Genomic DNA, 24,875 nt, shown 5'->3' with positions numbered 1-24,875 from the left:
ATGACCGCTGCTCCTGTTCATACACCGACTTTCGCGCGCATCAGCATGAAGGATCGTCTGATAAAGATGATGCCCATCTTGCTGGTCCCTATCCTGATTTTGCTCGGCTTCTTCGCGATTGGCGCGCCGTCATCGTGGCTGACCTTGACGGTCTCAGGGCTGGCCATGGGGATGATGCTTTTCATCATGGCATCAGGCCTGACGTTGGTCTTTGGTCTGATGGATGTGATCAACTTCGGACACGGCGCCTTTATCTCTGTCGGGGCTTTTGTCGGCATCTCGGTTCTGATCGCATTGGGCGAGTGGACGGGCACGGCCTCCCTACTCCTGAATATGACCGCCGTCTTTCTGGCTGTCGTTGCGGCTATGGTCGCCACAGGCGCATTGGGATGGGGGTTTGAACGGGTCATCGTGAAGCCCGTCTATGGCACCCACCTCAAGCAGATCCTCGTAACCGTTGGCGGATTGATCGTGATTGAACAGTTGATCCACGTCATCTGGGGGCCTGACGAAATTTTCATCAATCGCCCCGAAACACTCAAAGGCGCAGTCACTTTCCTTGGTGCGGCCATGGAGAAATACCGCCTCATGGCCGTCGGGATCGGACTGGTCCTGTTCGTCGTCATGCGAATGATCCTGCGCCGCACCAAGATCGGCCTGATCGTCCGCGCGGGCGTTGAGAACGGGCCAATGGTCGAAGCGCTCGGATATCGCCTGCGCATGGTTTTTATCGGCGTGTTCATCGCAGGGTCCGCACTGGCAGGTTTGGGCGGCGTGATGTGGGGCCTTTACCAAGAGGTTATCACCGCAGGCATGGGCGAAGAGATGATGGTTCTGATCTTCATCGTGGTCATCATCGGCGGGCTCGGATCGGTGGAAGGCGCGTTTATCGGCGCGTTGCTCGTGGGTGTTTTGCAAAACTACGTTGCATATCTCGAACCCAAGCTCGCGCTTGTTTCAAACATCGCGCTGATGACAGCAATCCTGATGTGGCGGCCGCAAGGCATGCTGCCAGTTGTAAAGGCGAAATAAGATGATCCTCAAACTTCTTTCAGGGGACAAACCGCGCTCTCCCGTTCTCACCGTGATCTTGCTGGGAATCCTGATTTGTCTGGTCGGTGCGCCCTTCATCTTTGACGGGGTCCGCCCGCTCGATACCGCGGCACGGATCTGCATCTTCATCGTGCTTGCCGCGAGCTACGACCTGCTGCTTGGCTATGGCGGTATTGTCAGCTTTGCGCACACTATGTTCTTCGGCCTTGGCGCCTATGGCGTCGCCCTGACCTCGACCCACATGGGACGTGGCTTTGATGCGCTGCTGATCGGGTCCGTGGTCGGCGCGCTTGCGGCGATTGTGCTGGCCCTGTTGATCGGGCTGTTCAGCTTGCGAGTGCGCGCGATTTTCTTTGCCATGATCACATTGGCGGTGGCGTCAGCTGTCGCGGTTCTGGTGTCGCAGTTCTCTAGCATCACTGGGGGCGAAGACGGCCTGACCTACAAGATCCCGCGCGCCCTGACCTCGGCCAATCGCATGGGCGAATTCATGGGAACGTCGATCAACGGGAAGGTATTGAATTACTACCTCGTTTTGATCTCTTCCGTGATCCTGTTCCTCCTGCTTCTACGCGTTGTAAACTCTCCCTTCGGGCGGGTGCTGCAAGCGATCCGCGAAAACGATTTTCGTGCCGAAGCCATCGGGTATCGCGTGGTGTGGTATCGCACGATCGCGACCTGCATGTCGGCGGCGATTGCGGCACTGGCTGGTAGCCTCTTTGCGATCTGGATCCGTTACGTTGGGCCAGATACGACGCTGAGCTTCGAGATTATGCTCGATATTCTCCTGATGGTCGTTATCGGAGGCATGGGCACGATGTATGGCGCGGTGATCGGGGCGACCCTGTTCATTCTGGCGCAAACCTACCTGCAAAACCTGATGGGCGGCGCCTCCGAGGCAACGGCGGGACTGCCATTGATCCCCGACCTTCTGAACCCGGATCGCTGGCTGATGTGGTTGGGTATTCTGTTCATCCTGAGCGTCTATTTCTTCCCCACAGGCATCGTCGGTCGGCTTCGTGAAAGACGTGCATCGTGACTATCCCTGTCCTCTTCCTGCATGGCTGGGCCATGAGCGGCGCCTATTTCGATGATCTGGCCAGCCGACTGGGCCCCGCGTTTGCCTGCCATGCACCAGACCTTCCCGGGCACGGGAGCCGCGCGCAGGACGAGCCGAGCCTTGAGAACTGCGCGGAGGTCGCAAAGGAATGGATTGACCGACTGGATCGTCCCGTTCTGGTGGGTTGGTCCATGGGGGCCGCTGTCGCGTGGCGCTATATCGCACAGCACGGCACATCGGGCCTGCGTGGACTTGTAACCATCGACATGAGCCCGCGCATGATGCCTGATGCTGACTGGAGCCTCGGACTGCTCGGCGGGACGGCCGAAACCATTCTTGCCACGTCGGAGAAAATCATTCCGAAATGGCCCGCTATGGCAGGCAGTATCGCACGCAACATGTATGCCCGCTCCAGCGACCCCATCGTGAGCCGCGATGCCGTCGAGACATTCCTGCTTGCGCAAGATCCCGCGCGGTTGCGCCCGCTTTGGGATGATCTAACCGCAATGGATGAACGTCAGACAATCGCGGGAATAGACATCCCCTATCTCGTCTGTTCAGGCGCACAAAGCAGGCTTTACAAACAGGATGCCGCTCACTGGATTGCCGCACAAGCTGGACAGGCGCGCGTAGAGAGCTTTGAAAACTCAGGGCATTCGCCACACTTGGAAGAGCCGAGTGCCTTTTGCGATGCTCTCAAACGCTTTATCGCGCAAGACGCGCTGGACACATCATCTTGCGATCAGAAAGACGCCATATGACCAAGCCGACAACAGCCAAACCGAAGACACAACGCGGAATGGAGCGCCGCGCCCAGATTCTTGCGGCGGCCGAGCAAGTGATCGGCGAAAAGGGTTTTGCCGACGCCTCCATCGCCGATATCACCCGCGCGGCCCAGACGGCACTCGGGACGTTCTATATCTACTTTTCGAGCAAGGACGAAATCTTCCGCGAACTTGTGCATGACATGGGCCACGCCACGCGGGCACAGGCGAAAGCGCGGATTGCAAATGCAACCGACCGACTTGAAGCGGAACGTGCGGGCCTTGAAGCCTATCTGAGTGTCGTGCGGGATCGCCCGATGCAGTATCGGATTGTCGAGGAAGCGCGCTTCGTCGCCCCTGAAGCCTACCGCGAGTATTATACCGAATTCGGCAAAGCCTATGCAGAGCAACTGCAACAGGCTGCCCAGAAAGGCGAAATCTCCCCTGGCGATGCCGAGGTGCGCGCATGGGCATTGATGGGGATCGCCAAGACCTTGGGCGAACGTTTCGTGCTTTGGGAAGAAGAAGAGGCAGACATCGAACGTGTCGTCACCGAAGCGCATAAATTCATTTGCGACGGATTGGCCCCATGAACAGCTTGATCTCTTACGACACCGTGGCGCTGGACAATGGCGAGCCCTGTTTCCAGATCACGATGGTGGCTCCGCGCGCCAATGCGTTGGAGCCAGATCTCCTTGCACAGTTGCACCTTGCATTCGATGCGTTGGAAAAGTCAGGTGCGCAGAAGGCGATGATCTGTGGGGGGAGAAACTTCTCCACGGGCGGCGATGTCGGACGGTTTTTCGAGGCAGCACAACAAGGCCAAGCAAAGAGCTACGCGGAACAAGTCGTTCCTGTCTTACAAGACCTCGTCCACCGTATGATCGAAATGCCCGTTCTCTTTGCCTGCGCCCTGCGCGGTGCTGCGACAGGTGGCTCGGCGGGTATTCTGTTTGCCTCGGATATCGCCGTGGCTGCACCAGATGCCTTTGTACAGCCCTACTACGCAGTCATGGGGTTTGCGCCCGATGGCGGGTGGGCGTCTGTCCTGCCCGAACTGATTGGAGTGGGGCCTGCGCAGAGTTGGCTTTCGGCAAATCAACGCCATGAGGCCGCCGATCTACAACGGATCGGATTGGTGCAGGCGGTTGATGAAGGTCCCGAAACCCGTCTTCTGGCCATGTTCGCCGAGATGGATACAGGCGCGGCTTTGGCTGCAAAATCAATCCTCTGGAATGAGAACAGGCGAGCGCGCATTCGCGCAGGGCTGGATGCCGAAACCGCCGCATTCCTCAGCTTGATCGAACGACAGGAAACCCTGTCACGTATGGAACAGTTTCTAAAACAGAGCGGATAAACACGATGTTTGATTTGATCCCTGATATGGCATCAAAGCGGGCGGAACTGTCCCCTGATGCCTTGGCGTTTCACGACAGCTCAACTGGACGCGATTGGAGCTTTTCCCAGATCAACGACTCGGCAAATGGCGTAGCGGCGGGGCTGCGGGCGCAGGGCCTCGAAGAAGGCGATCGCATTGCCATCCTATGCCAGAACAGGGCCGAGTTTTTCATCACGCTTTTTGCCTGCCAGAAGACAGGGATTATTCTGTGTCCCCTCAACTGGCGGCAACCCGTCATGGAGTTGGTGCAGACCCTCAAGACCGTGGGCATCTCGCTTATTCTCACGGATGCGGACTTCCACGACACAGCCCAGCAAACCGCCGCAGGCATCGGGGCGCGTGTCGCGACGATTGAGCAGGATATCGCAGGCTGGATCAATAAGGGCGGCCCTGCCCTGAACGCCTCTGTGCCCGCCGAGCGCCCGTGGTATCTCCTGTTCACCTCGGGCACCACGGGACTGCCTAAGTCGGTGATCCAAACCGCGCGCATGGCGTGGGCCAACGCGGTGAATATCGGGCAAGCCATTGATGTCGCCTCCACGGATCGCGCCGTGTGCTTCCTGCCGCTGTTTCATACCGCTGGCATCAATCTCTATACCTTGCCGATTTTCCTGAATGGCGGCAAATCCACGATCCTTCCAAAGTTCGATGCCAAGACGATGCGCGACCTTCTGGCTTCGGGTGAGATTAACCAGTTTTTCGGCGTCCCTGCTGTCTACCAAGAATTGTCACTCATGGCCGACATTGGCGAGGTTGACTGGTCCGTGATCAAATGTGGCTGTGGCGGCGCGCCGCTTCCTGAGCCTCTCATCCACTTTTTCGCAAAGCATGGCGCCAAGGTTCTCAACGGCATGGGAATGACAGAAACGGGCCCCACCGTTTTCTTGATGGATACGGCTGGTGCAGATCAGAAAATCGGCTCTGTCGGAAAACCCCAAAGCCTTGTCGAAGTACGCCTTTCTGGGGTGCCTGATGGTGTAGAGGGTGCAGGCGAATTGCAGGTTCGCGGGCCTGGCGTCACGCCAGGGTATTTCGCCAATCCAGAGGCCACCCAGCAGACGTTTACCGAGGATGGCTGGCTGAAAACGGGAGATATCGGGCGGCGGGATGCGGATGGATACTATTTCATCGTTGATCGCATCAAGGACATGTACATCTCCGGTGGCGAAAACGTCTACCCCGCCGAAGTCGAACAAGTCCTCAATGCCCACCCCGCCATTCTGGAAGCGGCCGTTATGGGCGTCCCTGACGAGAAATGGGGTGAAGTTGGAGCGGCCTTTGTAAGATTGCGCCCCAACCAAACCCTTTCGCTTGAAACCCTACGGCCATGGTGCCGTGAACGGCTCGCCGCATACAAGGTTCCCGCGCATGTGAAAATCGTGACGGATTTCCCGCGAACTGCTGCGGGAAAGATCAGCAAACCCAAGCTGCGCGAGGAGGCATTCGATGATTGATTTGCAGGAACAATGGACCCCGACACAGGCCGAGTTTGATGATTTCGCCGCGGTTTCGGGGGATGACAATGCGATCCATGTAGACCCTGTGTTTTGCGCCCGAACGACCTTCGGGCGGACCGTCAGCCACGGGATGTTGATCTATTCAAAACTCTGGGGAATGCTCAAACGCCATGACGCCGATATGAAGCAGGAAAGCCAAAACCTGATGTTCCCAAACCCTGCTTTCGTCGGGGAAGAGTTGACCCTACGCGTCTTTCACGACGACACGGGTCGGTTGCGGATGCTGGCCACGCGCACGTCGGATGGCGCGGAATGTTTGGTCGGAGAGGCGGTGATTGCATGCTGAAGGTTGGACAATCGGCGCGGATCACCCGCAGCTATACCCAAGAGAATTTGGCCGCCTATGTTGCCTTGAGCGGGAGCAGTTCGCAAACCGTGCCAGAACCTCTGATCGCGGCGCTCTTCTCCTACCTCTTGGGAGTGAAGCTGCCTGGCGCAGGCACCAATTACTTGAAGCAGGAGTTGGTTTTCAAAGCGGAGGCTCCTCTTGAGACAGCCTTGGAAGCCAAGGTCGAGATAACCCGTTTGCGGCCCGAAAAGCATCTGGTGGACCTTTGGGCCAGTTGCACCGCGCCTGACGGCACCGTCATTTGCGAGGGTCGCAGTCTGGTTAAGGCAAAGGACGTTGAGGGTGCGTTTGAACCCTGATTTCACTGTGTTGAGTAATAGAGCGCGATAGGTGCGTGCGGCCTGATGGATGCGGCGTCTATAGCCAGCGTTGATCAGCCCCCGCGCTACCGCGCATCGCTACACAGTAAGGCGTCCAATTCGGCAATCGTGCGCTCTATGTCGAGTGGCCCATTTATGGGGCCCAAAACCTCAGCAATGGCGCTGCGCGTTCTGGGACCAACGATCCCGTCGATCCAACCAGGGTCTGCGCCAGCTAGAACCAGCAACCGTTGCAAGTCTTGGCCCTGTGTCCCCTCTGGGAGCGTGGCGAGACCGCAAGGCGGCGCATCCACCACTTCTATCGCGCTGTCAGTGACCGCATCGGCTTCACCACCACCTTCGGCGGCATCGGCGACCACATCGATCTCTGGCCCCGCAAGCGCCTGATCCACGGCTTCGCCCGACAGCCTAGGGTCGGTCAAGCACCTCTCCAGAAGGCCCGCCACAGTATCCGCACCTTCGGGAATGCGGCCAAATACATCTTGCTGGCAAATGTCATCTCCACAACTGATGAAAATCGACCAGTCGGGTTCAGGGGGGCCGTCAGACAGGGTCGCCTCGTGATTGGCAAATATCTGGTAGAAATAGCCGCTCAGGACCCCTTCCTGCCACATCCCTGGAAAGCGAGAGGATGGCACATCGGCATGGCGCGTTTCCACGGAAACCGCCCTTGGAAACGGCGTATCGAATGCCTCCCCGACGCAGGTTTGCGCCATAACTGGGGGGGCGCTAAGACATGCGGAGGTCAGAATAAAGGCGATTGCGTGCTTCAAGGTTCCGCCCTGATCAATGGCCCAAAGGCCCGAAACGCCAGCGCGGCGAGGATCACCGCATTGGTATTGGTGGTCGTCGATCCATTGGTCGATCCATCGGCTTCATAAATCCCCTCTGGCCAGCCACGTTCAGGATCACCCAAGGGGGCCAAGGTTGCCACCAGTTCCTTCGCGTAGTCGGTGCCGAACAGCGCATACCATGCAAAGGCCGTCTTGGTCGTCACGGTGCGCTTGCTGTCGAGCCGCTCCCCTTGAAAGCTCATCACGGCCCAAGGCGCACCACCGCCCCAGACGGACGAATAGGCAAAGTACGGCGCTTCATCGAGGTGGGATTCGCTCACGGCTGTCCAGACACCGGTCTCGCGGTAGCGGGCCTCTTGCGCTTTGTAGATGGCGGTGGCGAAGCGATGCGAACGGGCGTCGAAGCCGAATTCCAGCCCGTCGAACACATAGGGTTCGCTGACGGTGAAGGCGGGGGTGACATTGCGGTGCAGACGGTCATCGACGGGAATGGGTTGCCCCATAACCTCCTTGACCATCAGATGCGCCTCCGCGTCATAGGCGCGATACATGTCGAACCCCATGAGCATCATGGCCTTGGCCCCGTATTGACCATAGCCCACGCGGCCTTCCTGATCGCGGCGCAATTTGCCGTCGGCCATGTTGCCGCCGATCAACTGGCCGTCTTCGACCATTTGTGACAGGTCCCAATGCGCCAGAATCGCACTGACCTGCGGGGCAAGGTCGGGGTAGTGCAGGGTGATCTGGTCGAGTGTGCCAACCAGCCGCGCGATGTCCAGCGCCGACCAGCCCAAGCCGCGTTCGACGGGTTTGTTCGTGTAATCCACCAACTCGCCGGTTTCGACATTATAGGCCTTATTCGGCAGGATGTCGTCAAACAGACGCATGGCGGTGAGCGTGTCCAGTGCTAGAGAAATCCGTGCGCGTGCCTCGTCTTCGGAGATGATGTCCAGCAGATCGGCGGAGATCACGGCCACGAAATAGGACCCCGTTTCCCACATGGTGGTCGAGGGGTATTGATCCGCCGAATTGACCAGACCTGTCTCGGGGTGGGTGTTGTTCTCGAAATAACGCCACGCGATTTGCGCATAGGCCAGATCCTCGTCGGAGCTTTCGCCCACAACGGCCAGCGGCAGCGGCGTGACCTCGTCGAAGGCGGTCATGGGAGAGGCGGCGGGGATCGTCTCGGCAGAAGTGTCAACTTGGGCCACGTCTTGTTTCTCCGGCATGAGGTTTTCGAGACCTATGACGATTAGGAGGCCGCAGGCAAGGGCCACCAGAAAGATGATATGGCTGCGGGCCTTGATCAGGTTTTCACGGAAACTCATGCTGTTTTCGCCTCCTCAGATGCGCCGGAGCTTTCGGCGGGACGCCAGATCGCGGCGGCAATGATGCCCCACATGGCAATGCAATTGTTCAATCCCCAAAGGATATTGGCCACCACGCCGCTCGGGGAGTGATCGGTGCCGCCAATGATGAGTGCGCCGATGGCCCAGATCGCGCCTGCAGTCGTGAGCACAAGCACAGAGATTTGCGGGCGGACAAGCGCGAGGAAATTGCCGGACTGGCGGGTTTTGGGGGTGACTTTGAATGTGACTTTCTCGCCGCGCATGATGGTCCAGATCGCCTTGAGCCCCAGCGGGAAAAAGGCAAGGTAGCTGGCCTTGGCCGGATAGCCGTCAATGCCCCAAGCTCCCACCATCATCGCCAATTCCAGCGTCACCAGAAACGGGATCAGGTGCAGGAAGAATTCCGATGAGTAGGCGGAGACGGGCGAGATGCCGGTGAGAAGATAGAGGACCGGTGCGAACAGGAAGATGACGTTCCACAACGGTGCGAGATAGGAATAGAAGGTCGTCGCATACATCAAACGCTGCGGCAGGGTCAGACCTTTGCGGAACAGCGGGTTGTCATGCACGAGGATGTCGAGACTGCCGCCGGCATATTTGAAACGCTGCACCGTCCATGTCAGAAGATCCTGCGGCGAGAGCATCTTGCTTTCGACGATCGGGTGCATCTTGGATTTCCAGCCACGCTCACGGTCCGAATGGAGCACGATGGAGGTGTAGATGTCTTCGGAGACGTGGAATTTGTAAGGGGTGAGAACCTCTGTGGCGGCCGCTTCGGTCTGAATGGCCTGCATCAATTCGGGGGAGAGATCGCGCTCTTTGCTCGACACAGTGACGGTTTCTTCCACCGCCCATGTCCGTTTCTCGACGTTGGCCCCGAAACTGCGCAGCGCGGCTTCCATCACGGCCTCGCGGCGGTGGATCGAGCCCGCGCCACAGCAGAATGACGCGTTGGCCCAGTTCCGGCGGCGCTGGATGATGTCGTAGAACATCTTTGGATCGTTCACGAAGGGATCATGACCGACCATCACCGGCCCGATCACGTTCTCCACGCGCTGGCCGATCTTCTCGCCCTTTTCGCCAAACCTCTGTGCGAGCTTGGCGGGAAGAGGTTCGCCCTCTGGCAGGTCGTAGAACCATTGCGGAGTCTGCACCCATGCCATTTTCGGATCACGGAAATAGCCCAGCGTATGTTCCAGAAGCGTCGGGAAAGGGCGTGTGTCCGCGTCACAGATGACAAGGAAATCACCGTGGGTCTCTTCCATCGCGTGACGCAGGTTGCCCGCTTTGAAGCCCTCGTTGGTGGTGCGCGAGATGTAGTTGGCACCTTCCTCCTCGGTGACGCGCCGCATCTCGGGGCGGCGCCCGTCATCAAGAATGTGGATGCGTATGTCGATGGGATGCGGATAGGTCATGCGCTTGGCGTCCTGAATGCCGAGACGGACCAGTTCGGGGTCTTCGTCATAGGTGGCAAACATCACATCGACCGATATCGGGCGGTCATGTTCGGGATGATCCGGCGCGACATCTCCCAGAACTGCGGGCGGGGTCTCGATCCGGATCGGATCGTCTTTCCACAGGTTGAAGACGAAGAGCAGCATCCCGATATAGGCGCAGGTCTCCGCGATGGCCAAGGGCACGGCAAACCACATGGCGTCGGGGTTCAGCGAACCGGTCCAGCGCCACCAGATATACCAGCCGCCAATGACCAAAGCGACCGTCGCAAGAAATTGCCAGATCCCCTCACGCAGCGCCGAATACGGTAAAGGCGGCGGCGGAACGCGATCTTCAAACTTGAGGAAATAGTCGTCCGACATCACGCGCCCGCCCCTTTTGATTTACGTGCCGCCCAAGGCATCGGACCAAGGCCGATGGTCCACGCGAGCAGGCCGACCTTGGACAGGCCCACACTAACGAGGAAGGACGCTGGCAACGCCACGGCAAACCGCACAAGCACAAGCGCCGTGGGTGTGAGTATTTCCGACACGCCTGATTTGAACAGTGCAATGTCGAACAAGTCGATCACGGCAGGATGAACGAGATAGACGCCGAAAGAATACTTGGCGTAATGGGACCAACGTGGCGACCAATCGCGATACTGACCGCCAAGGAAGATCAGGAATACACAGATCGGCATCAGGAAGTGGCCGTAAAAGTCCCATCCGCTGCGCACGCCCCACGCGCCGTTTTGCACGGCATAGGCAAAGAAGGGGATCGTCGCCACATAGGCCAGAGCCGCGAAGTAGAACCCGCCACGACGCAACAGGCGCGATTCACCGCGCGGGATGCCGTCCTTCCACAGTCCATACATCGCAAAGGCCGCCAGCCCGTAGCCGACATAACCCAGCACCTTGATCGCGCGCAGGATGTAGTCACGAAGGTCGGCCTCAAGCCCAAGGCCCCAGATAAAGCCCTGCGTGTTGTTCATAATGCCCAGCGTCACGAACAGGGTCAGCCCAAGCACAGGATAGCGCGTTGCCCCGCGCATCAGCGGATAGAAGAGAAACAGCGCGAAAAGCGTCGGCAGGAAGTGCATGTGGTATTGCACCTTGCCGAGCAGAAAGTAGCCGAACCAGTTTTTGACGTCCGTGACCTGCTCCCAAATGTAGGGCGCATAGTTAAAGGCATCGGCTTTGAGCAATCGAAAGAAGGCGTAGAATACCACCCAAAAGACAAAGGGCACCAACAACCTCTGCGCCTGCGTGCCGATTGCGCTGGAATAGCTTGGCATCTTTTTGTCGACCCGCATAGCCATCAGGAACAGCGAGAACAGGAAGAACATTTCCGAGCCAGAAAACTCCCCAAGCGAGCGGAACAGAACGGGGAACAACCGCTCCGACGGCTCCACCGAGGCGAATGGCTGGCCCGAGAAATCGGTTGTGCTGTGGATCAGCACCACACCCATAGCCGCAAAGACACGGTTCGCATCGAACCAGACCAGTCTCGTTTTACCCGCTGCGCTCATGCCTATTGCCCTTCAGGTTTCTGGCACGACGTGGCCAGAACTTTACGTGGCGCAGGAGGCGCGAGGTTGTGTTTTTCGGGCTGACACTCCGTTGCCGCTATTTCACCGTCTGTGAGCACGGGGCGGCAATAGAGGAACTCTTCCGCAGGGATGACGGGCGGGAGCTGCGTCGGGTTTTCGCAGGCACAGCACGGCACAACCTCTTCCATCATCCGAGGATGGCATTTGTTGTCGCGCAAATCCGTCCCCGCATAGGCGGTGTCCCAATACTGCGCCGAGGTGCTGACTTGCTGCAAAATTGGCCCCTGCACCTTGTAGAGAAGTGCGGCGAGGATGATGCCATTGTTGTTGGCTGTTTGCAGGGGGATGTACCCGTTACCGTTCTCGTAAAGCCCCTCGTAAAAGCCCATCTCTGGATCATAGAGGTCGGCCACGCTTTCAAACAGAAGATCCGTGTAATCCGTGTCCCAAAGCGCCCAAAGCCCGACTGCCGCCTTGGCCGCAACCGCGGCGCGATCGGGTTGGTATTCCCCTGTGGGGTCCAAGGTATTCCACGCATATCCATCCGCAAAAATACTGTCGTAAACGAAGTAGGGTTTGCCATCGACCTGATGCTCGGACCGCGCGGTAATGATGCCCGTTTGCTCGTAGCGACGCTGCTGAACGAGGTAAATCCGGTTGGCAAATTCCGCACGCCAACCGTGGCTTGCGGTCATCCCGTCATAGGAAGTGTCGGAGGGAATATCCCATCCCATCTCCAAACCGTCGAGGATATACCCCTCGGTCAGAACGTAGTTCTGGTTTTTGAAAATACGTGGGTCGCGGCCGTCATAGGGCACTTTCACGTCATAGATGGTGGTGTAATTCAACGGCTCTGGCGACAGCGCCCGATCAACATCGAACCCCCAGAGTGCAAAGCCCTTGGCAGCATATTCCTCATATCCCAACCGCCCTTCCTGGACGTATTGCGTAGAGCCATCGCCACGCTTGAACGCGCCGAACATGCGACCATCGTCATCGACCAGATTGCAGAAGTTCCACCGCATCGGCACGTTATCAACGCTGTTTGCGAGGTAAGGATTGCGTTCTTTCAGAATGCGCAACCAGACCAGCATCCGCCCGATATCAAGCGCGGACATGCCCACCTCGCCTGCCTCGTTGGCATAGTTCACCTTGTCGCCTGTCTCGGTGTTATACACTTTGTTAGGGGCTTCCCCGCCGTAGAGATCGAGGTTACGCAGCGTGTTCAATAACTTGGTCGCGCGCGTATCGAACTCTCGCTTGTCGATGATGCACAACTCTTTCGCGGCGACCAAAGCGCTGATGTAGGACGCCGTATCCCACAAAGTCGTCGACGGGTAAGACCCCACAGCATTCACAAGACCCGTTTCAGGCTGAAACCGCTTTTCGAAATAAGACCACGCGATTTTTGCCATCTCAAATTCGCGATCCGTGAGCGCCCCGGAACGGCCGAAATGCGGCGTGGAACTGGAGCCTGCGTCATGATCACATTGGCCCGCCTTCATCCCGTCAAACTCGAGTTCAAGTGGTGCCGTCGAGCGGATCGTGACGCTATTGTAGTCCGTCCCATTGATCGACACGTTGTCGATTGTCACTGACTGCGCCTCAAGCGGGACTTCACTCTGAGCAGTCACCGACATCGGAGATGCGACAGCAACAGCGAGACAGGCTCGGGCCACCACTGATTTTAGTGTAGTGTTCTGTTTCATTCGCATGCTCCGTTCTGGACATCAATTTGGTCAGAGCATCTGCCCCGACGCATTTAGCTTCGGGCCTGAAATTTCAAACTCAGACGTCTACGATTTTCTATGGGGCCGTATTCAACTCCGTCGGCACATTCCAAAATGAGCCCCAACCCGCGACCGCTTTCGGCCATGATGTCAACGTCGGACAGCGGGCGGGCCTGTGTTCTCAGATCGAATGCCTTTGTGCCTTCGGGGTCGAAAATATCGACCGTCAAAATGTCCCCATCAAGATCGAGGATCATTTCGATTGTCGCCGATTTCTGTGCCGTTTCCGCGTGCAGAACCAAATTGGCCAAGGCTTCGCTCATGCAAATATCCAAGCGCATAAGGATGTCGTCGGAAACACTGTCTTGCACATGACTTTTCAATGCCAAAACCATTGGATCAACAGCCTCTAGCTGATTGGGCATATGAAAAGTCTGCGCGCTCACAGGCTTTCACTCATGGCCTGCACGGCGACATCCACATCCGGATAGCTTTTGAACACCCGATCCATGCGACAGATCTTGAACATCTGTGTCACGTCGCCATTCAACCCGCTCACCACCAGATCACCACGATGGCCGATCCGTTTGAGCACGCCCGTCAAAGCGCCCAAACCCGATGAATCGAGGAAAGAGACTTCCGAAAAATCAATAATGAGATGCGACGCGCCATCCTCGATCAAGGCGACGACCTCTTCCTTGAACGCCTTTGAATTGATGGCCGTCAGACGCTCCACCCCTGGACGAACAGCCACGATATTTGGGCCATGCTTTGTCGTGTGAATCATGAATTTATCCTTTTCAAGACGACCACGGTGAGGTCATCTTCCAATGCGCGACCACCGCGCCATTCTTTGAGATTTTCCAAAATGATGTCTGGCAGATCACCTGCACTCGCGGAATGGTTTTGCGAGATGAGGGATTGCAACCGCGCCACGCTATATGGCGTCTCTTGTTCGTTCTCCGCTTCTACGGCGGCATCCGAGAAAAGCACCAACGATCCACCTTCGTCGAAAGAGAATGTCTCGTTGTCATAGGAGAAGTGCGCGAACATGCCGACAGGAAACCCGCCCTCACCCACAAGGGTCGCCTGCCCGTTCGCATCGACATAGGTGGGCGACGGATATCCAGCCTGACAGTAGTCCATATGGCCCGTGTCGATGTCGATGATCGCGCAGAACATGGTGAAGTAATCGTCGTTGTCGGCGGCGCTAAAGCGTTGGTTGAGATTGGACACCAGACCTGCGGGATCGGGTTTTCCATCTGGACCGCATGCGGCGTTACAAAAGAACTCCGGCGTAATCAGATGCCCGATGGCGACAGACAACAGAGACGCATGAATCCCGTGCCCCGACACATCGACGGCATAGAGACCCAGTTTGTTTTGCGGCAAGGCAAAACAGCCGAACATATCGCCAGACACCATGGCCGAGGGCACAAAGGCAGAGGCCACATGAATGCCACCGATATCGCGGTGGATCTCGGGCAAGAGTTGTCTTTGCGCATCGGCTGCAGCTTTCAGGTCGGCTTGGATGCGACTATTGACCTCTTTCAATATCCGATGCTGCTCCTGCTGCACACGCGTGTGACTAACGAGGCGGGAGGCAACACGTATGCGCGCTTTCAAGCGCGTGGGGTCGTTGCCTTTGGTCAGGAAGTCATCAGCCCCCGCATCCAAGGCTTCGGCGCTGGTTTTCGTTTGCCCCTCGCCTGTCAGCATAATGATGTGAACATAGTGATCCAGATCCATCGCTCGCACCGCGCGGGTCAATTCCACGCCGTTCAAATTCGGCATGTCGAAATCTGTGATCAAAATCTGGGCCCCCGAGGATTGGACCAACTCCAAAGCCTGTGCTCCGTCTTCTGCGACGAGCGCAGTGTGGCCCAAATGCTCAATCATCCGAGACAGGTAGGTGCGTTGAACCAAGTTGTCCTCAGCGACGATAACATCCAAGGGCACATCCATATCTCACAAGCGTCCATCGGCGCGGGCTGAAAGCGTCAAAACATACCTCAAAGTCAGGAGCGCAGACGCGCCTGACACACATCCGTTGGCATCAAGCAATGCATCAGCTTTTACTCCTCCTGTTCTACCACACCATGACCTAGATCACGCGCAGAAAAACTCAATTATCTTTCTCTTATTAGGTTTATCCCTTCCAATAGCGCCTAAATATGCACGACTTAGCGGCAAAACTGTGCTGTGTGCTCACGGACCTGACCTCCGATGATAAAATGCGGCGCGGCGTGTTAATCGTTACGCTCGAACGAAAAACGCGCTACTCTTCAACACGCATGCTCAACTTTACCCTTTCCTTATTCGGTCTGTGTTGAGGCAACGCACGCAAGCCGCTTGGTATGATCCAAGGGGCACTCATGGCGGACAGGATGAAAGGACCGATCAATGAAAGGCACGATCTTTGTTGAATTGATCAAGATGGCGGAAGATGCTTTTGGTGAGGATGCTGTAGACCGCGTTTTGGACAGCGCCGAGCTTGAGAACGATGGGGCCTATACCACGGTCGGGAACTACCCGTGTTCGGAGCTGGTCAAGATCGTCGTCGCATTCAGCGAGCATTCTGGAATTGCACCAGAAGCACTGCAAAAGATGTTCGGGCACTGGATGTTGACCCACTTCGTCGCCCATTACCCGCAATTCTTCTCGGACAAAGACGACGCGTTTTCCTTGCTGGAATCCATTGAAGGCGAAATCCATGTCGAGGTCCGAAAACTCTACCCCGAAGCGGAACTGCCGACATTCTCGACAGAGCGGACTGCGCCGAACCAGATGCTGATGGTCTACGAGTCTCCCCGCCCCTTGGCCGCGTTTTGCCACGGAATGATCGAAGCGGCACTCGCTCACTTCGACGAGGATGGCGGCATCACAAGCCAAGAAAGCCCAGCCGAACCCACCATCACTAATTTTGAAATAACACTGCAATCATAAGGCCCTATCCTAGATGAGCTCATCCGATGACACCCGCGTTTCGCGCAGCAGATATAACCGTGAACGGGCGGCACGCGCTGAGGCGGAGAGATTGCTTGAGCAAAAGAGCCGTGAACTGTTCGAGGCAAACGCCGCCCTGAGCACCCATTCCCAGCAGCTGAAGGAAGCCGTCGAAGAGCGCACGGAAGAACTCGTGCTGGCTTTGGAGCGCGCGGAGGCGGCCTCGGTTGCCCGAAGCAGGTTCATCGCCACCATGAGCCATGAGATCAGGACACCTTTGGGCGGACTCTTGGGGATGATCGACCTTCTCACGATGGATGAGGCAGACCCTGGAAAGCTGGAACTTCTGAACTACGCCAAGGCAGCGGGCGTGGGGCTGAGCCGTATCGTCAACGACGTGCTCGATTTTTCCAAAATGGAAGCGGGCGTCTTTGTATTCGAAGAAGAGAATGTCGACATCCGTGCTTTGGCAAAAAGCATCTCGATGCTCTACACGTCGCAAGGAAAGGGCATCAAGCGCACCATCACGATCCAAATCGACGATAGCGTGCCGCACCTCTTTTTGAGCGATGCCACACGCATCCGTCAGGTCATATCGAACTTGATCAGCAATGCGCTCAGATACTCCACCGATGGCCCGATTATCTTCCGCGCCACAGCCACGCCCGACCCAAAAGGCGCCCTAATGCGATGCGAGGTCGAGGATTTCGGCGTCGGCATTCCACCCGATAAATTCGACAATCTGTTCAAGGACTTTTCACAGATCGCCAATCCATTGACGGTAACCGCCCAAGGCACAGGGCTGGGCCTTGCGATCTGCAAACGCATCATGGACGGCTTGGGTGGACGCATTAGCGTGGATAGCGCGCAGGGGTCGGGCACGACATTCTGGTTCGAACTTGCGGTGACAGTCGTCAGCGAGGAGCAACCCAATTCAGCGCAAGACGCGGGCCACGACATCACGGCCGAGCCCCCTCGCCTCGAAGGCAAGCACGTCCTGATTGCCGAAGACAACATCATCAATCAGAAGATGCTGCTGGCCTATGCGCAACGCATGGGTATCACCGCGGATCTGGCCGAAAACGGACGGATCGCCGTCGAGAAATTCGTGCCCGAAAAGTATGATCTGATCTTAATGGATATCGCCATGCCAGAAATGGATGGGATCGAGGCGACCCGCTGGATCTTCTCCGAGTGGCCAAAGGAGGCCGTGCCTCCGATCCTAGCACTTACCGCCCATGTTGCGGACGCGATCGAAGACGAAGCGCAACAGGTCGGTATCTCGCAAATCCTGTGCAAGCCGATCCCTTACGACGAGTTGAAAACGGCATTGGAAACGGCACTCAGCCTATCATCTGGTGACACATCCGCGCCGCAAGGTCAGGCAAGCTCCACCGCACACATGAATGCCCCCGTCGAAGAGAGACTCCTCGCCCTGATAGACCCTGATGTTGGAGAAAACCTCGTGAGCATCTTCTCTGCGGATGGGGTGGTCGATCTGGCCGACAAATTCGTGACCGATTGCAATCAACGGATCGAGCAACTGATTTCCTCCGTCAACGCGGGCGACATCGATGCGGCTTGTAGACAAGGTCACTCAATGAAGGGCGCCAGCCTTGCCTTGGGCTTTGAAGACATGGCCGAACTCGCGAAACGCATTGAGCTTCACCAGACCACTCCCGACGAAAAGCCGATTGTCGAGATTGCTCAGGAACTTGCCGCAGCGGTCCAAAAGGTCGCTGACATTCTCAAGGCGTGATCGGCAGATCACCCGTAGACCACCTTGCGGGCTAGAGCGGCCAGCGTACCTATTCCACCCTCGAATCCATGCTCTCCACCTCCATCAGACGGAAATGGAAGAACTTCAGCGCCCCTACCCTGAATGACGCGCACGCAACCAAACCCGTGCGGGTCGCGTGAATGGTGTCCCACGTTGTGAACCGCCATAAACAGTTGTGCATCGAGCAATTGACGATCAACTGATTTGTACCGCGCGACGCATTCAGGTCGCCGCACCATTTCGATTTGAACGAAGGAAGACACCATGCTGAGCATCCCGCCCGAACGCATTCAGGAATTGCGCCGCGCCCGCGGGTTCGGGCGAACGAAACTGGCAAAACTCTCGGGCTTGACCGAACGGCAGGTCGCACGGCTGGAAGGCGCCTTGCCTTGGAAGGGCGAGTTGACCTCCGACATGACGCTGCGCCTCGCCGCTGCGTTGCAGGTTCAGCCAGAAACGCTTCTGGGCGATGAGCCCCTGACCGAACTGGACATGGCAGCCCAACAAAAAACGAGCAGCTGTAGCTGCTGCAATTAGCCATCGCGGGACGGGTTGGTAGCGATGCCCTATCCCGTCACGGCTCCATCCACGACGACGATCTGTCGCTGACACGCGGCGGCGATTTTTTCATCGTGGGTCGAGATCAGGAATGTCGTCCCCTCATCGCGATTGATCTCCGAAAGCAGTTCCATCACCTGCGTGGCAGACGCCCGATCAAGGTTGCCAGTCGGCTCGTCTGCCAGAACCAGTTCGGGACTGTTCATGAGCGCACGTGCCACCGCAACGCGCTGTTTCTGCCCGCCTGAAAGTTTGGCGGTCGGATAATCGATCCGGTCAGCCAGCCCCATGCGTTTCAACAGGTCGCGCCCGCGCGCGCGAGCTGCGGGCGTTTCACGCCCTGCCCGCACGGCGGAGGGAAAGACCACGTTTTCCAAAGCTGTGAAGTCAGGCAGAAGATTGTGAAACTGAAAGACGAAGCCGATATGGGCATTACGGAACTCCGTCAGCTCGGCATCATCGGCGGCGATCATATCCTGACCCAACATCGTATAGCTGCCTGATGTCGGCTTCATCAATGTGCCGAGGATCGTAAGCAGCGTGCTTTTGCCCGACCCCGACGGCCCAAGAAGTGCCGCCAACTCGCCCTCCTCAAGGTGCAAGGACAACCCGCGCAGCACCCGTGTCGCCGTCTCCCCCGTGCCATAAGTTTTGACAAGATTTTGAACGTCGAGAAGTGTCGTCATTGGCCGATCGCCGTCACTGGATCAACGCGCGCCGCCGCGCGTGCGGGAAGGATGGATGCGAGGATCGCCCCGATCACGGTTAGGGTAACGGCAAGGCCATAAGACCCTTGGGTAATGTCCAATGGCAAGGTGCCCGCGCGAAACGCATCACGTGTGGGAAAGGGCAAAAGTGCCAGATAGCCAAGCCCTGCCCCGACAATCCCGCCCATCAGGCCGATCATCGCGCCTTGTGTGACAAAGACAAAAAGCACAAAGCCACGTCCCGCCCCCATTGCCCGCATGATCCCGATTTCGGGGCGGCGTCGATAGGTTGAGAGCAAAAGAGCCGAGGCAACGCCGATCACAATCGTGATGAGCGCAAAGGCTTTGAGGAAATAGCCCGTCTGGGCTTGCGCATCCAATGCCTCCATCAACTGCTCCGCGTCATCCGTCCACGGCACCGCGTTCAATCCCGTCAGGGCTTGGATACGGCGCGCGGTGGTGTCGGCCGCTTTCAGGTCATCGAGCTTGATCTCGATCTGCGTCACCCCTTGAGGCATGGAGAACAGCGTGCGTGCCGTTGACAGGCTGACAAATGCACGTGCGCTGTCCATACCGCCATTACCCGTCTCGAAAATGCCACCCAAAGTCAGGTTGGCCGTAATCCCCTTCGAGCTTTCCAAGCGTAAAGCCTGTCCGATGGACAAGGCCAGATCATCCGCCAGATCGCGCCCCAGAACAATCACCCCCGAACTTACCCGCTCGTCCCCCTCGACCATATAGCTGGCCAGATCAAGGATCGCGGACTCGCGTCCCGGATCGACGCCAACAACGCTGACCTGCGCCACTTGCGCCCCACGGGTCAGAAAGCCCGCACCTGTGATCTCTGGCGAAACGGCTTTGACACCAGCGACCTCTTCGATCAGGGGGAGCCATGTTGCAGCCTCCGTCAATGTAGCATCGCGGGTGCCACCGCTCTCCGTCACGGCCAGCACATGCCCTTCGGACGAGACCAGAAGCGCAGGCTCCTCGGTCTCCGCTTCAATGGTAATATGCGACAGATCCCCGACCGTTCGCGCCAAGATAAACTCGGCCAGCCCGCCAATCAGTGCGGACATAAAGATGAAAATAAACACGCCGACCGCGACCCCTGTCACCAAGAGCGCGGTCTGGCCCTTGTTGGCGGTCAGGTATCGTGACGCAATCTTCAGGCCATAGAGCATCAGGGGGTCTCCGCCTTGATCTCTTGACCGTCCGCAACACCCGTCGCATCGACAATCACCATGTCGCCCTCGGCAAGACCATCTGTTGCGATGAGGCGGGCTGCGGGCCAGTCCACGACCGTCACGGGACGCAACTCGGCCACGCCATCCACCACCACAAAAACCTCCGCATCGTTCATCAAAGCCGTGCGCGGAAGCGTCAACGCCGCGTCCCGTTCGTCAACGATGATATTGGTTGCCACCGTCATTCCGACAGGCGCCTCGATCGGAGTGTCGAAACCGACCTTAACGGCCAACCCGCCTGTGGCCTCATCCACGCGGTTGGAGACATAGGTGACATGCCCGCCATAAGTATCACCCAACCCTGCCAGTTGCAGGAGCGCCTTTTGCCCAACGGCAATCTGCGTCGCGTAGGTTTCATCCACATCCGCCTCGACCACCAGTTCGCCGAGATCCGCCAGTGTCATCAGGCGGGTAGACGGGCTGATCGTTTGACCCACTTCCACCTCAAGCTCCAGAACCGTGCCCGCGACGGGGGCCTGAATAGTATAGTTATCAAGCGCAATCCGCGCCTGATCCAGCATCGCCGTCAATCGCGCCACTTCCTGTTCTGCCGATTGTTTGGCAAAGGCGGCAGCCTCCAAAGCGGTCTGCGAGACATTGCTGCCAAGCGACACGGCGCGGTCGTAATCCTCTGTCGCCTTCAGCTGCGCGACAAGCGTCGCATCCAGTGCCGCCATAGCCTGCCTGACAACCGCATTCTGTTGATCCGCATCGACCTGCGCGAGCGCCTGCCCCGCATCGACCTGATCCCCTTCATCCACGGAGACAGACATCAAGGTTCCCGACACGGAGGCGCTGACGTCCACCGAATGCACGGCAGCGATCCGACCATTCACGGCAAGAACGCGCGTGGCGGGGCTGCTTTGGGCAATTTCGACGACAACCGAGGTCGGTTGTGCCGACCAGAACTGCGAATAGGCCCCATAGCCAAGCCCCATAACAAGCAATGCCACTGCACCCCAAACCCAGACACGCCGCTTCGCACTTGGCGCAGGTTCGCTGGGCCGCAACGCAGGAACAGGCGGCATCCCCCCTATCCCGTTTTGCACCTCAGGTTGCTGGACGTCTTGCGTATCGTTTTCAGACTTAGATGGGGCCAAGGTCGCTCCTTCCGTGACTGCTGTGGCTTGGCTCTTTGCGCGAATGCACCGAAGAGGCCAACACAGCTAGGCTCGCATATCTCACGCAGACAGCATAGCCCCGCAGACCAGCACCGCATTGACCTATATCACGAAGGACAGGAACATTTGCGGTGCCCTCTGCATGTAGTCTCGGATAAGGGATTCACCTTCGCTCGGCTCGCAAGCGGGCAGCGCTTATGCTCGCATAGCGCGGGAAAAGATGTGAGCTGCGCGAAAAGGAACCGACAGCCCGACGATCTGGCGGGACTCAAATTCGGTTGAGGCGCCAGTCGGCGAAGAGGTTTGCTTGCTCGCAGAAGGGCTGCGTATCGTGTCCTGCAAAGAGACCGTCCTGAGTAACAAGAACAGTGCGCCATCCGCGAGCAGCCGCGCCGAGAATATCGGTGTGGAGCGTATCGCCACACATGGCGATGCGGTCGGCAGGCACGCCTGACAGCGAAGCTTCGATCAGATCATAGACCTCGGGGAATGGTTTACCGAAGAACCGCACATGGCTGGGGAAACGGTCCGCGATCTCGTGACCGAAATGCCCGGGCTCCAGCGAGAACCCGTCGTCGCGGGGAGCGGCAAGATCTGCGTTACCGATATAAAGACTGCGCGGGCGGGTTTGCATGGCGTTCATGAGGAGCGTTTGGCGCGCGGGCGTCCAGTCCGCCGACGACAGGAACAGGAAGTGTTCCACAGCGTCGTAATCGGCGGGATCATCGGTCAGACGCGTATTGCCCACAGGCAAATCACTTAAGCTATCGGAATCCGCCGTAATGACACCCCAATGCCCCTCTTTCAGATTTTGAAGGGTCGCTTCCCTGCTGGTGATGATTTCCTCATCCTCAACACGCACGCCGAGACGTTTGAATTTGTCGATGGCGCCGCTGCGATCATAGCTCGCGGCATTGGTTAGAATGCGGATAGCACAGCCCCGTTCGCGCAATTGATCCAGTCGGACATCCGCACCAGGGATCAGGGTCTCGCCGACGTTCAACACGCCGAACGCGTCGAAAACAAAAGCATCAACTTCGTCAGCCACATCCAGAAGGGACTGGATGTCGGTCGATTCACTACGGGGCTTCACTTGCGGAAAACGCTCCCTAACATCTTGATAACGATTAAAAATCGACTGCGTAGTCAGCATATGTCCCCGCCTCGTCTGCAAGCTTTAACGGTGAAACGTCTAAAACGAAAACACCAAAAGTGAAAGATAAAACAACAAAGCAACAAAATTATGACATATCCTACATTCCTTGCTCGAATTTTGTCGTTACTTCCGAAATACGCGCGTGTTTCCTGTGCAATTAGAAATAAATAATGTTGTTTTGGCGTTTTTACCTCATTAACGTTGCGGGAGAATCAATGCCAGGGGGGAGACGAATGGCATCGAAGAAACAAAAGCGACGCGAGGCAATTGCGGCCCTTGTCATGGAACAGGGCGCTGTCACCGTCGGTGCATTGGCGGAGCGCTATAACGTCTCCATGCAAACGATCCGCCGAGATGTAGATGTCCTTTGTAAAGATAGCATGATGCGCCGCGCACATGGGCGCATTGAACTGAGCAAGGAATTTCTGAATACCCCCTTTGATCAACGCACAGGCACGAACCGCACTGGAAAACGCGCCATTGGCGAGGCTGCCGCAGAACTGATCTCCGACGGCTCTACCCTGTTCATTTCCATCGGCTCGACACCGGTCAGCGTGGCGCAGTCACTCCGTCGACACAAAGGGCTAACCGTTATCACCAACAACCTGAGCGCAGCGATGGCGCTTAGCGAGGAAGTCTCCAACCGCATCATCCTACCAGGCGGCGAAGTGCGCCTGCCCGACCGTGACATTCTGGGCAACGATGTTCTGGACTTCTTCGGCCGCTTCCGTGCCGACTTCGCCCTCTGTGGCGTCGCGGGAATTGCGGAAGATGGTGGATTGCTCGAATTTCACACTTCTGAAGTAAGAGTGAGACAAAAGATTTGCAAAAACGCGCGACACTCCCTTCTCGTTGCCGACGTTTCCAAGTTCGGACGCATGGCACCCGCTTTGGGTGACAATATAGCCGACATGGATCACGTCATCATAGACCGAAGGCCGGATGATCGTTTTGCACCGTTGCTGACCAATATTGAAGAACGACTACTTGTGGCTGAAGGACGACCATGATGACAAAAACACCGTTTGTGAAACTTGACGGCGTGGCGAAACGTTGGAACGGCCAATTGGGCGTCGAAGGGATCACACTGGATATTCCCGAAGGCAGCTTCACCGCGCTTTTGGGGCCGTCAGGGTGCGGTAAGTCCACGACGCTGCGCCTTCTGGCGGGGCTCGAAATGCCCGATGAAGGACAAATCATTATCGACAACAAGGACGTAACAACCAGCGCGGCCTCGGACCGAAACCTGTCGATGGTGTTCCAGTCCTACGCACTTTTCCCGCACCTGTCTGTGGCCGAAAATGTCGTCTTCGGCCTCAAGGTCCGTCGCGTCCCGAAGGCAGAGCGGCAAGAAAAACTGGTGCGCGCACTGGAAATTACCGGCCTGCTCGGTCTCGAAGACCGCAAACCTGGCGAATTGTCAGGTGGTCAGCGCCAGCGCGTCGCCCTCGCCCGCGCCATTGTTGCGGGTCAGAAGCTCTGCCTGATGGACGAGCCCCTGTCCAACCTTGACGCGAAACTACGCAACGCCGTTCGCAAGGACATCAAGAAGCTTCAGCGCGACCTGGGGATCACGGTCATTTACGTGACCCACGACCAGACCGAAGCCATGAGCATGGCCGATACGGTCGTGTTGATGAAGGACGGGCACATCCAGCAAGTCGGCGCGCCCGACGACCTTTATAGCAAGCCCAGCAACACATTCGTTGCCGAATTCGTCGGCGCGCCGCCAATGGCCTTGCTCAAGTCAACTGTCCTTGAGGGCTTCGGCGACGACAAGACCATCGGAATCCGCGCCGAGGACATCCGCATCGTGCCCAAGGGCGAAGGCCGCCTGCGTTGCACCGTGAACGAAAGCGAGTTTTTGGGTGCCGAAACGCTTATCGGCCTGACCCACGAAGGTGCAACGGGTCTTAGCGTCCTCAAGCCGGGGCTTTCGCTCATGGACGAGGGCGCGGAAATCGACATCACCTTTAACGACGAAAACCTGCACGTCTTTGACGCTGCAGGCCAACGGCTGGCGGGATAGCTGATCGCCCGCT

General features: G+C 57.6%; 25 protein-coding genes. 13 read left to right on the top strand and 12 right to left on the bottom strand.

The genetic code is table 11. From position 1 onward, the window contains the following. The 8 genes from ACN0SC_RS15850 to ACN0SC_RS15815 are packed head-to-tail and all read left to right on the top strand — an operon-like array spanning window position 1 to window position 6,441. A complete protein-coding gene (locus ACN0SC_RS15850; RefSeq protein WP_417250665.1) occupies window positions 1–1,032 on the top strand; it encodes a branched-chain amino acid ABC transporter permease in 1,032 nt (343 codons plus the stop codon). Between the two features lies 1 nt (window position 1,033). Then, window positions 1,034–2,092 (top strand): branched-chain amino acid ABC transporter permease, encoded by a 1,059-nt coding sequence (locus ACN0SC_RS15845; protein ID WP_417250664.1) that lies wholly within the window; start codon window positions 1,034–1,036, stop codon window positions 2,090–2,092. Further along, the gene (locus ACN0SC_RS15840; RefSeq protein WP_417250663.1) at window positions 2,089–2,874 is read left to right on the top strand and encodes an alpha/beta fold hydrolase; all 786 of its coding nucleotides are present in this window, start codon (window positions 2,089–2,091) and stop codon (window positions 2,872–2,874) included. Before ACN0SC_RS15845 ends, ACN0SC_RS15840 begins: the two co-directional genes overlap by 4 nt. Next, window positions 2,871–3,470 carry a TetR/AcrR family transcriptional regulator gene (locus tag ACN0SC_RS15835; RefSeq protein ID WP_417250662.1) on the top strand — a complete coding sequence of 200 codons (600 nt, stop codon included), beginning with the start codon at window positions 2,871–2,873 and terminating at the stop codon, window positions 3,468–3,470. The genes ACN0SC_RS15840 and ACN0SC_RS15835 overlap by 4 nt, the downstream gene beginning before the upstream one ends. Beyond that, entirely contained in the window at window positions 3,467–4,234 is a 768-nt protein-coding gene (locus ACN0SC_RS15830) for an enoyl-CoA hydratase/isomerase family protein (protein ID WP_417250661.1), read from the top strand. The genes ACN0SC_RS15835 and ACN0SC_RS15830 overlap by 4 nt, the downstream gene beginning before the upstream one ends. A 5-nt stretch (window positions 4,235–4,239) precedes the next feature. Further along, window positions 4,240–5,730, top strand: a complete 1,491-nt coding sequence (locus tag ACN0SC_RS15825; RefSeq protein WP_417250660.1) for a class I adenylate-forming enzyme family protein — start codon at window positions 4,240–4,242, stop codon at window positions 5,728–5,730. Next, window positions 5,723–6,079 (top strand): MaoC family dehydratase, encoded by a 357-nt coding sequence (locus ACN0SC_RS15820; RefSeq protein WP_417250659.1) that lies wholly within the window; start codon window positions 5,723–5,725, stop codon window positions 6,077–6,079. The genes ACN0SC_RS15825 and ACN0SC_RS15820 overlap by 8 nt, the downstream gene beginning before the upstream one ends. Beyond that, window positions 6,073–6,441: a phosphate acetyltransferase gene (locus ACN0SC_RS15815; protein ID WP_417250658.1), complete on the top strand. Its 369-nt coding sequence runs from the start codon at window positions 6,073–6,075 to the stop codon at window positions 6,439–6,441. Before ACN0SC_RS15820 ends, ACN0SC_RS15815 begins: the two co-directional genes overlap by 7 nt. A gap of 86 nt (window positions 6,442–6,527) precedes the next feature. Here ACN0SC_RS15815 and ACN0SC_RS15810 read toward each other — a convergent pair whose 3' ends face one another. From ACN0SC_RS15810 to ACN0SC_RS15775, 8 genes are all read right to left on the bottom strand, one after another. Continuing rightward, a complete protein-coding gene (locus ACN0SC_RS15810; protein WP_417250657.1) occupies window positions 6,528–7,121 on the bottom strand; it encodes a peptidoglycan-binding domain-containing protein in 594 nt (197 codons plus the stop codon). Between the two features lie 110 nt (window positions 7,122–7,231). Continuing rightward, a complete protein-coding gene (locus ACN0SC_RS15805) occupies window positions 7,232–8,584 on the bottom strand; it encodes a DUF3131 domain-containing protein (protein WP_417250656.1) in 1,353 nt (450 codons plus the stop codon). Further along, window positions 8,581–10,422, bottom strand: a complete 1,842-nt coding sequence (locus ACN0SC_RS15800) for a glycosyltransferase (protein WP_417250655.1) — start codon at window positions 10,420–10,422, stop codon at window positions 8,581–8,583. Before ACN0SC_RS15800 ends, ACN0SC_RS15805 begins: the two co-directional genes overlap by 4 nt. Then, window positions 10,422–11,570, bottom strand: coding sequence for an acyltransferase (locus ACN0SC_RS15795; protein ID WP_417250654.1), 1,149 nt, complete (start codon window positions 11,568–11,570; stop codon window positions 10,422–10,424). Before ACN0SC_RS15795 ends, ACN0SC_RS15800 begins: the two co-directional genes overlap by 1 nt. Window positions 11,571–11,572: 2 nt before the next feature. Then, window positions 11,573–13,300, bottom strand: a complete 1,728-nt coding sequence (locus ACN0SC_RS15790; RefSeq protein ID WP_417250653.1) for a DUF3131 domain-containing protein — start codon at window positions 13,298–13,300, stop codon at window positions 11,573–11,575. 53 nt (window positions 13,301–13,353) lie between these two features. After that, entirely contained in the window at window positions 13,354–13,746 is a 393-nt protein-coding gene (locus ACN0SC_RS15785) for an ATP-binding protein (protein ID WP_417250652.1), read from the bottom strand. Between the two features lie 17 nt (window positions 13,747–13,763). Beyond that, window positions 13,764–14,108 carry an STAS domain-containing protein gene (locus ACN0SC_RS15780; RefSeq protein ID WP_417250651.1) on the bottom strand — a complete coding sequence of 115 codons (345 nt, stop codon included), beginning with the start codon at window positions 14,106–14,108 and terminating at the stop codon, window positions 13,764–13,766. Beyond that, a complete protein-coding gene (locus ACN0SC_RS15775) occupies window positions 14,105–15,280 on the bottom strand; it encodes a PP2C family protein-serine/threonine phosphatase (RefSeq protein WP_417250697.1) in 1,176 nt (391 codons plus the stop codon). The genes ACN0SC_RS15780 and ACN0SC_RS15775 overlap by 4 nt, the downstream gene beginning before the upstream one ends. 444 nt (window positions 15,281–15,724) lie before the next feature. Between ACN0SC_RS15775 and ACN0SC_RS15770 the strand changes: the two genes are divergently transcribed. The 3 genes from ACN0SC_RS15770 to ACN0SC_RS15760 all read left to right on the top strand — a co-directional run bounded on the left by ACN0SC_RS15770 (window position 15,725) and on the right by ACN0SC_RS15760 (window position 18,584). Then, on the top strand, window positions 15,725–16,267 hold the full coding sequence (locus tag ACN0SC_RS15770) for a heme NO-binding domain-containing protein (RefSeq protein WP_417250650.1): 543 nt from the start codon (window positions 15,725–15,727) through the stop codon (window positions 16,265–16,267). Between the two features lie 13 nt (window positions 16,268–16,280). Further along, entirely contained in the window at window positions 16,281–18,026 is a 1,746-nt protein-coding gene (locus ACN0SC_RS15765) for an ATP-binding protein (protein ID WP_417250649.1), read from the top strand. 285 nt (window positions 18,027–18,311) lie between these two features. After that, complete coding sequence (locus tag ACN0SC_RS15760) at window positions 18,312–18,584, top strand: helix-turn-helix domain-containing protein (protein WP_417250648.1); 273 nt, start codon at window positions 18,312–18,314, stop codon at window positions 18,582–18,584. Between the two features lie 29 nt (window positions 18,585–18,613). Here ACN0SC_RS15760 and ACN0SC_RS15755 read toward each other — a convergent pair whose 3' ends face one another. The 4 genes from ACN0SC_RS15755 to ACN0SC_RS15740 all read right to left on the bottom strand — a co-directional run bounded on the left by ACN0SC_RS15755 (window position 18,614) and on the right by ACN0SC_RS15740 (window position 22,830). Further along, window positions 18,614–19,291, bottom strand: a complete 678-nt coding sequence (locus tag ACN0SC_RS15755) for an ABC transporter ATP-binding protein (protein WP_417250647.1) — start codon at window positions 19,289–19,291, stop codon at window positions 18,614–18,616. Beyond that, window positions 19,288–20,493, bottom strand: a complete 1,206-nt coding sequence (locus ACN0SC_RS15750) for an ABC transporter permease (RefSeq protein ID WP_417250646.1) — start codon at window positions 20,491–20,493, stop codon at window positions 19,288–19,290. The genes ACN0SC_RS15755 and ACN0SC_RS15750 overlap by 4 nt, the downstream gene beginning before the upstream one ends. Continuing rightward, entirely contained in the window at window positions 20,493–21,656 is a 1,164-nt protein-coding gene (locus tag ACN0SC_RS15745) for an efflux RND transporter periplasmic adaptor subunit (protein WP_417250645.1), read from the bottom strand. The genes ACN0SC_RS15750 and ACN0SC_RS15745 overlap by 1 nt, the downstream gene beginning before the upstream one ends. Window positions 21,657–21,945: 289 nt before the next feature. Further along, complete coding sequence (locus tag ACN0SC_RS15740) at window positions 21,946–22,830, bottom strand: HAD-IIA family hydrolase (protein WP_417250644.1); 885 nt, start codon at window positions 22,828–22,830, stop codon at window positions 21,946–21,948. A 236-nt stretch (window positions 22,831–23,066) separates the two neighbouring features. Here ACN0SC_RS15740 and ACN0SC_RS15735 point away from each other — a divergent pair, with 236 nt between their 5' ends. Both ACN0SC_RS15735 and ACN0SC_RS15730 read left to right on the top strand, forming a co-directional pair. Continuing rightward, window positions 23,067–23,843, top strand: coding sequence for a DeoR/GlpR family DNA-binding transcription regulator (locus ACN0SC_RS15735; RefSeq protein ID WP_417250696.1), 777 nt, complete (start codon window positions 23,067–23,069; stop codon window positions 23,841–23,843). Further along, window positions 23,843–24,862, top strand: coding sequence for an ABC transporter ATP-binding protein (locus ACN0SC_RS15730; protein WP_417250643.1), 1,020 nt, complete (start codon window positions 23,843–23,845; stop codon window positions 24,860–24,862). Before ACN0SC_RS15735 ends, ACN0SC_RS15730 begins: the two co-directional genes overlap by 1 nt. The last annotated feature ends 13 nt before the right edge of the window (window positions 24,863–24,875 follow it).

Source organism: Celeribacter sp. (assembly GCF_048261515.1).
Classification (GTDB): Bacteria; Pseudomonadota; Alphaproteobacteria; order Rhodobacterales; family Rhodobacteraceae; genus Celeribacter.
This window is presented reverse-complemented; position numbering and strand designations above follow the sequence as displayed.

Excerpts from the sequence above, each read along its gene's own strand:
- ACN0SC_RS15735 (WP_417250696.1), top strand. The coding sequence starts at position 23,067 with ATGGCATCGAAGAAACAAAAGCGACGCGAGGCAATTGCGGCCCTTGTC.
- ACN0SC_RS15805 (WP_417250656.1), bottom strand. The coding sequence starts at position 8,584 with ATGAGTTTCCGTGAAAACCTGATCAAGGCCCGCAGCCATATCATCTTT.
- ACN0SC_RS15800 (WP_417250655.1), bottom strand. The coding sequence starts at position 10,422 with ATGTCGGACGACTATTTCCTCAAGTTTGAAGATCGCGTTCCGCCGCCG.
- ACN0SC_RS15785 (WP_417250652.1), bottom strand. The coding sequence starts at position 13,746 with ATGCCCAATCAGCTAGAGGCTGTTGATCCAATGGTTTTGGCATTGAAA.
- ACN0SC_RS15830 (WP_417250661.1), top strand. The coding sequence starts at position 3,467 with ATGAACAGCTTGATCTCTTACGACACCGTGGCGCTGGACAATGGCGAG.
- ACN0SC_RS15760 (WP_417250648.1), top strand. The coding sequence starts at position 18,312 with ATGCTGAGCATCCCGCCCGAACGCATTCAGGAATTGCGCCGCGCCCGC.
- ACN0SC_RS15835 (WP_417250662.1), top strand. The coding sequence starts at position 2,871 with ATGACCAAGCCGACAACAGCCAAACCGAAGACACAACGCGGAATGGAG.
- ACN0SC_RS15850 (WP_417250665.1), top strand. The coding sequence starts at position 1 with ATGACCGCTGCTCCTGTTCATACACCGACTTTCGCGCGCATCAGCATG.
- ACN0SC_RS15825 (WP_417250660.1), top strand. The coding sequence starts at position 4,240 with ATGTTTGATTTGATCCCTGATATGGCATCAAAGCGGGCGGAACTGTCC.
- ACN0SC_RS15820 (WP_417250659.1), top strand. The coding sequence starts at position 5,723 with ATGATTGATTTGCAGGAACAATGGACCCCGACACAGGCCGAGTTTGAT.
- ACN0SC_RS15750 (WP_417250646.1), bottom strand. The coding sequence starts at position 20,493 with ATGCTCTATGGCCTGAAGATTGCGTCACGATACCTGACCGCCAACAAG.
- ACN0SC_RS15815 (WP_417250658.1), top strand. The coding sequence starts at position 6,073 with ATGCTGAAGGTTGGACAATCGGCGCGGATCACCCGCAGCTATACCCAA.
- ACN0SC_RS15730 (WP_417250643.1), top strand. The coding sequence starts at position 23,843 with ATGACAAAAACACCGTTTGTGAAACTTGACGGCGTGGCGAAACGTTGG.
- ACN0SC_RS15780 (WP_417250651.1), bottom strand. The coding sequence starts at position 14,108 with ATGATTCACACGACAAAGCATGGCCCAAATATCGTGGCTGTTCGTCCA.
- ACN0SC_RS15845 (WP_417250664.1), top strand. The coding sequence starts at position 1,034 with ATGATCCTCAAACTTCTTTCAGGGGACAAACCGCGCTCTCCCGTTCTC.
- ACN0SC_RS15740 (WP_417250644.1), bottom strand. The coding sequence starts at position 22,830 with ATGCTGACTACGCAGTCGATTTTTAATCGTTATCAAGATGTTAGGGAG.
- ACN0SC_RS15795 (WP_417250654.1), bottom strand. The coding sequence starts at position 11,570 with ATGAGCGCAGCGGGTAAAACGAGACTGGTCTGGTTCGATGCGAACCGT.
- ACN0SC_RS15755 (WP_417250647.1), bottom strand. The coding sequence starts at position 19,291 with ATGACGACACTTCTCGACGTTCAAAATCTTGTCAAAACTTATGGCACG.
- ACN0SC_RS15790 (WP_417250653.1), bottom strand. The coding sequence starts at position 13,300 with ATGAAACAGAACACTACACTAAAATCAGTGGTGGCCCGAGCCTGTCTC.
- ACN0SC_RS15770 (WP_417250650.1), top strand. The coding sequence starts at position 15,725 with ATGAAAGGCACGATCTTTGTTGAATTGATCAAGATGGCGGAAGATGCT.
- ACN0SC_RS15765 (WP_417250649.1), top strand. The coding sequence starts at position 16,281 with ATGAGCTCATCCGATGACACCCGCGTTTCGCGCAGCAGATATAACCGT.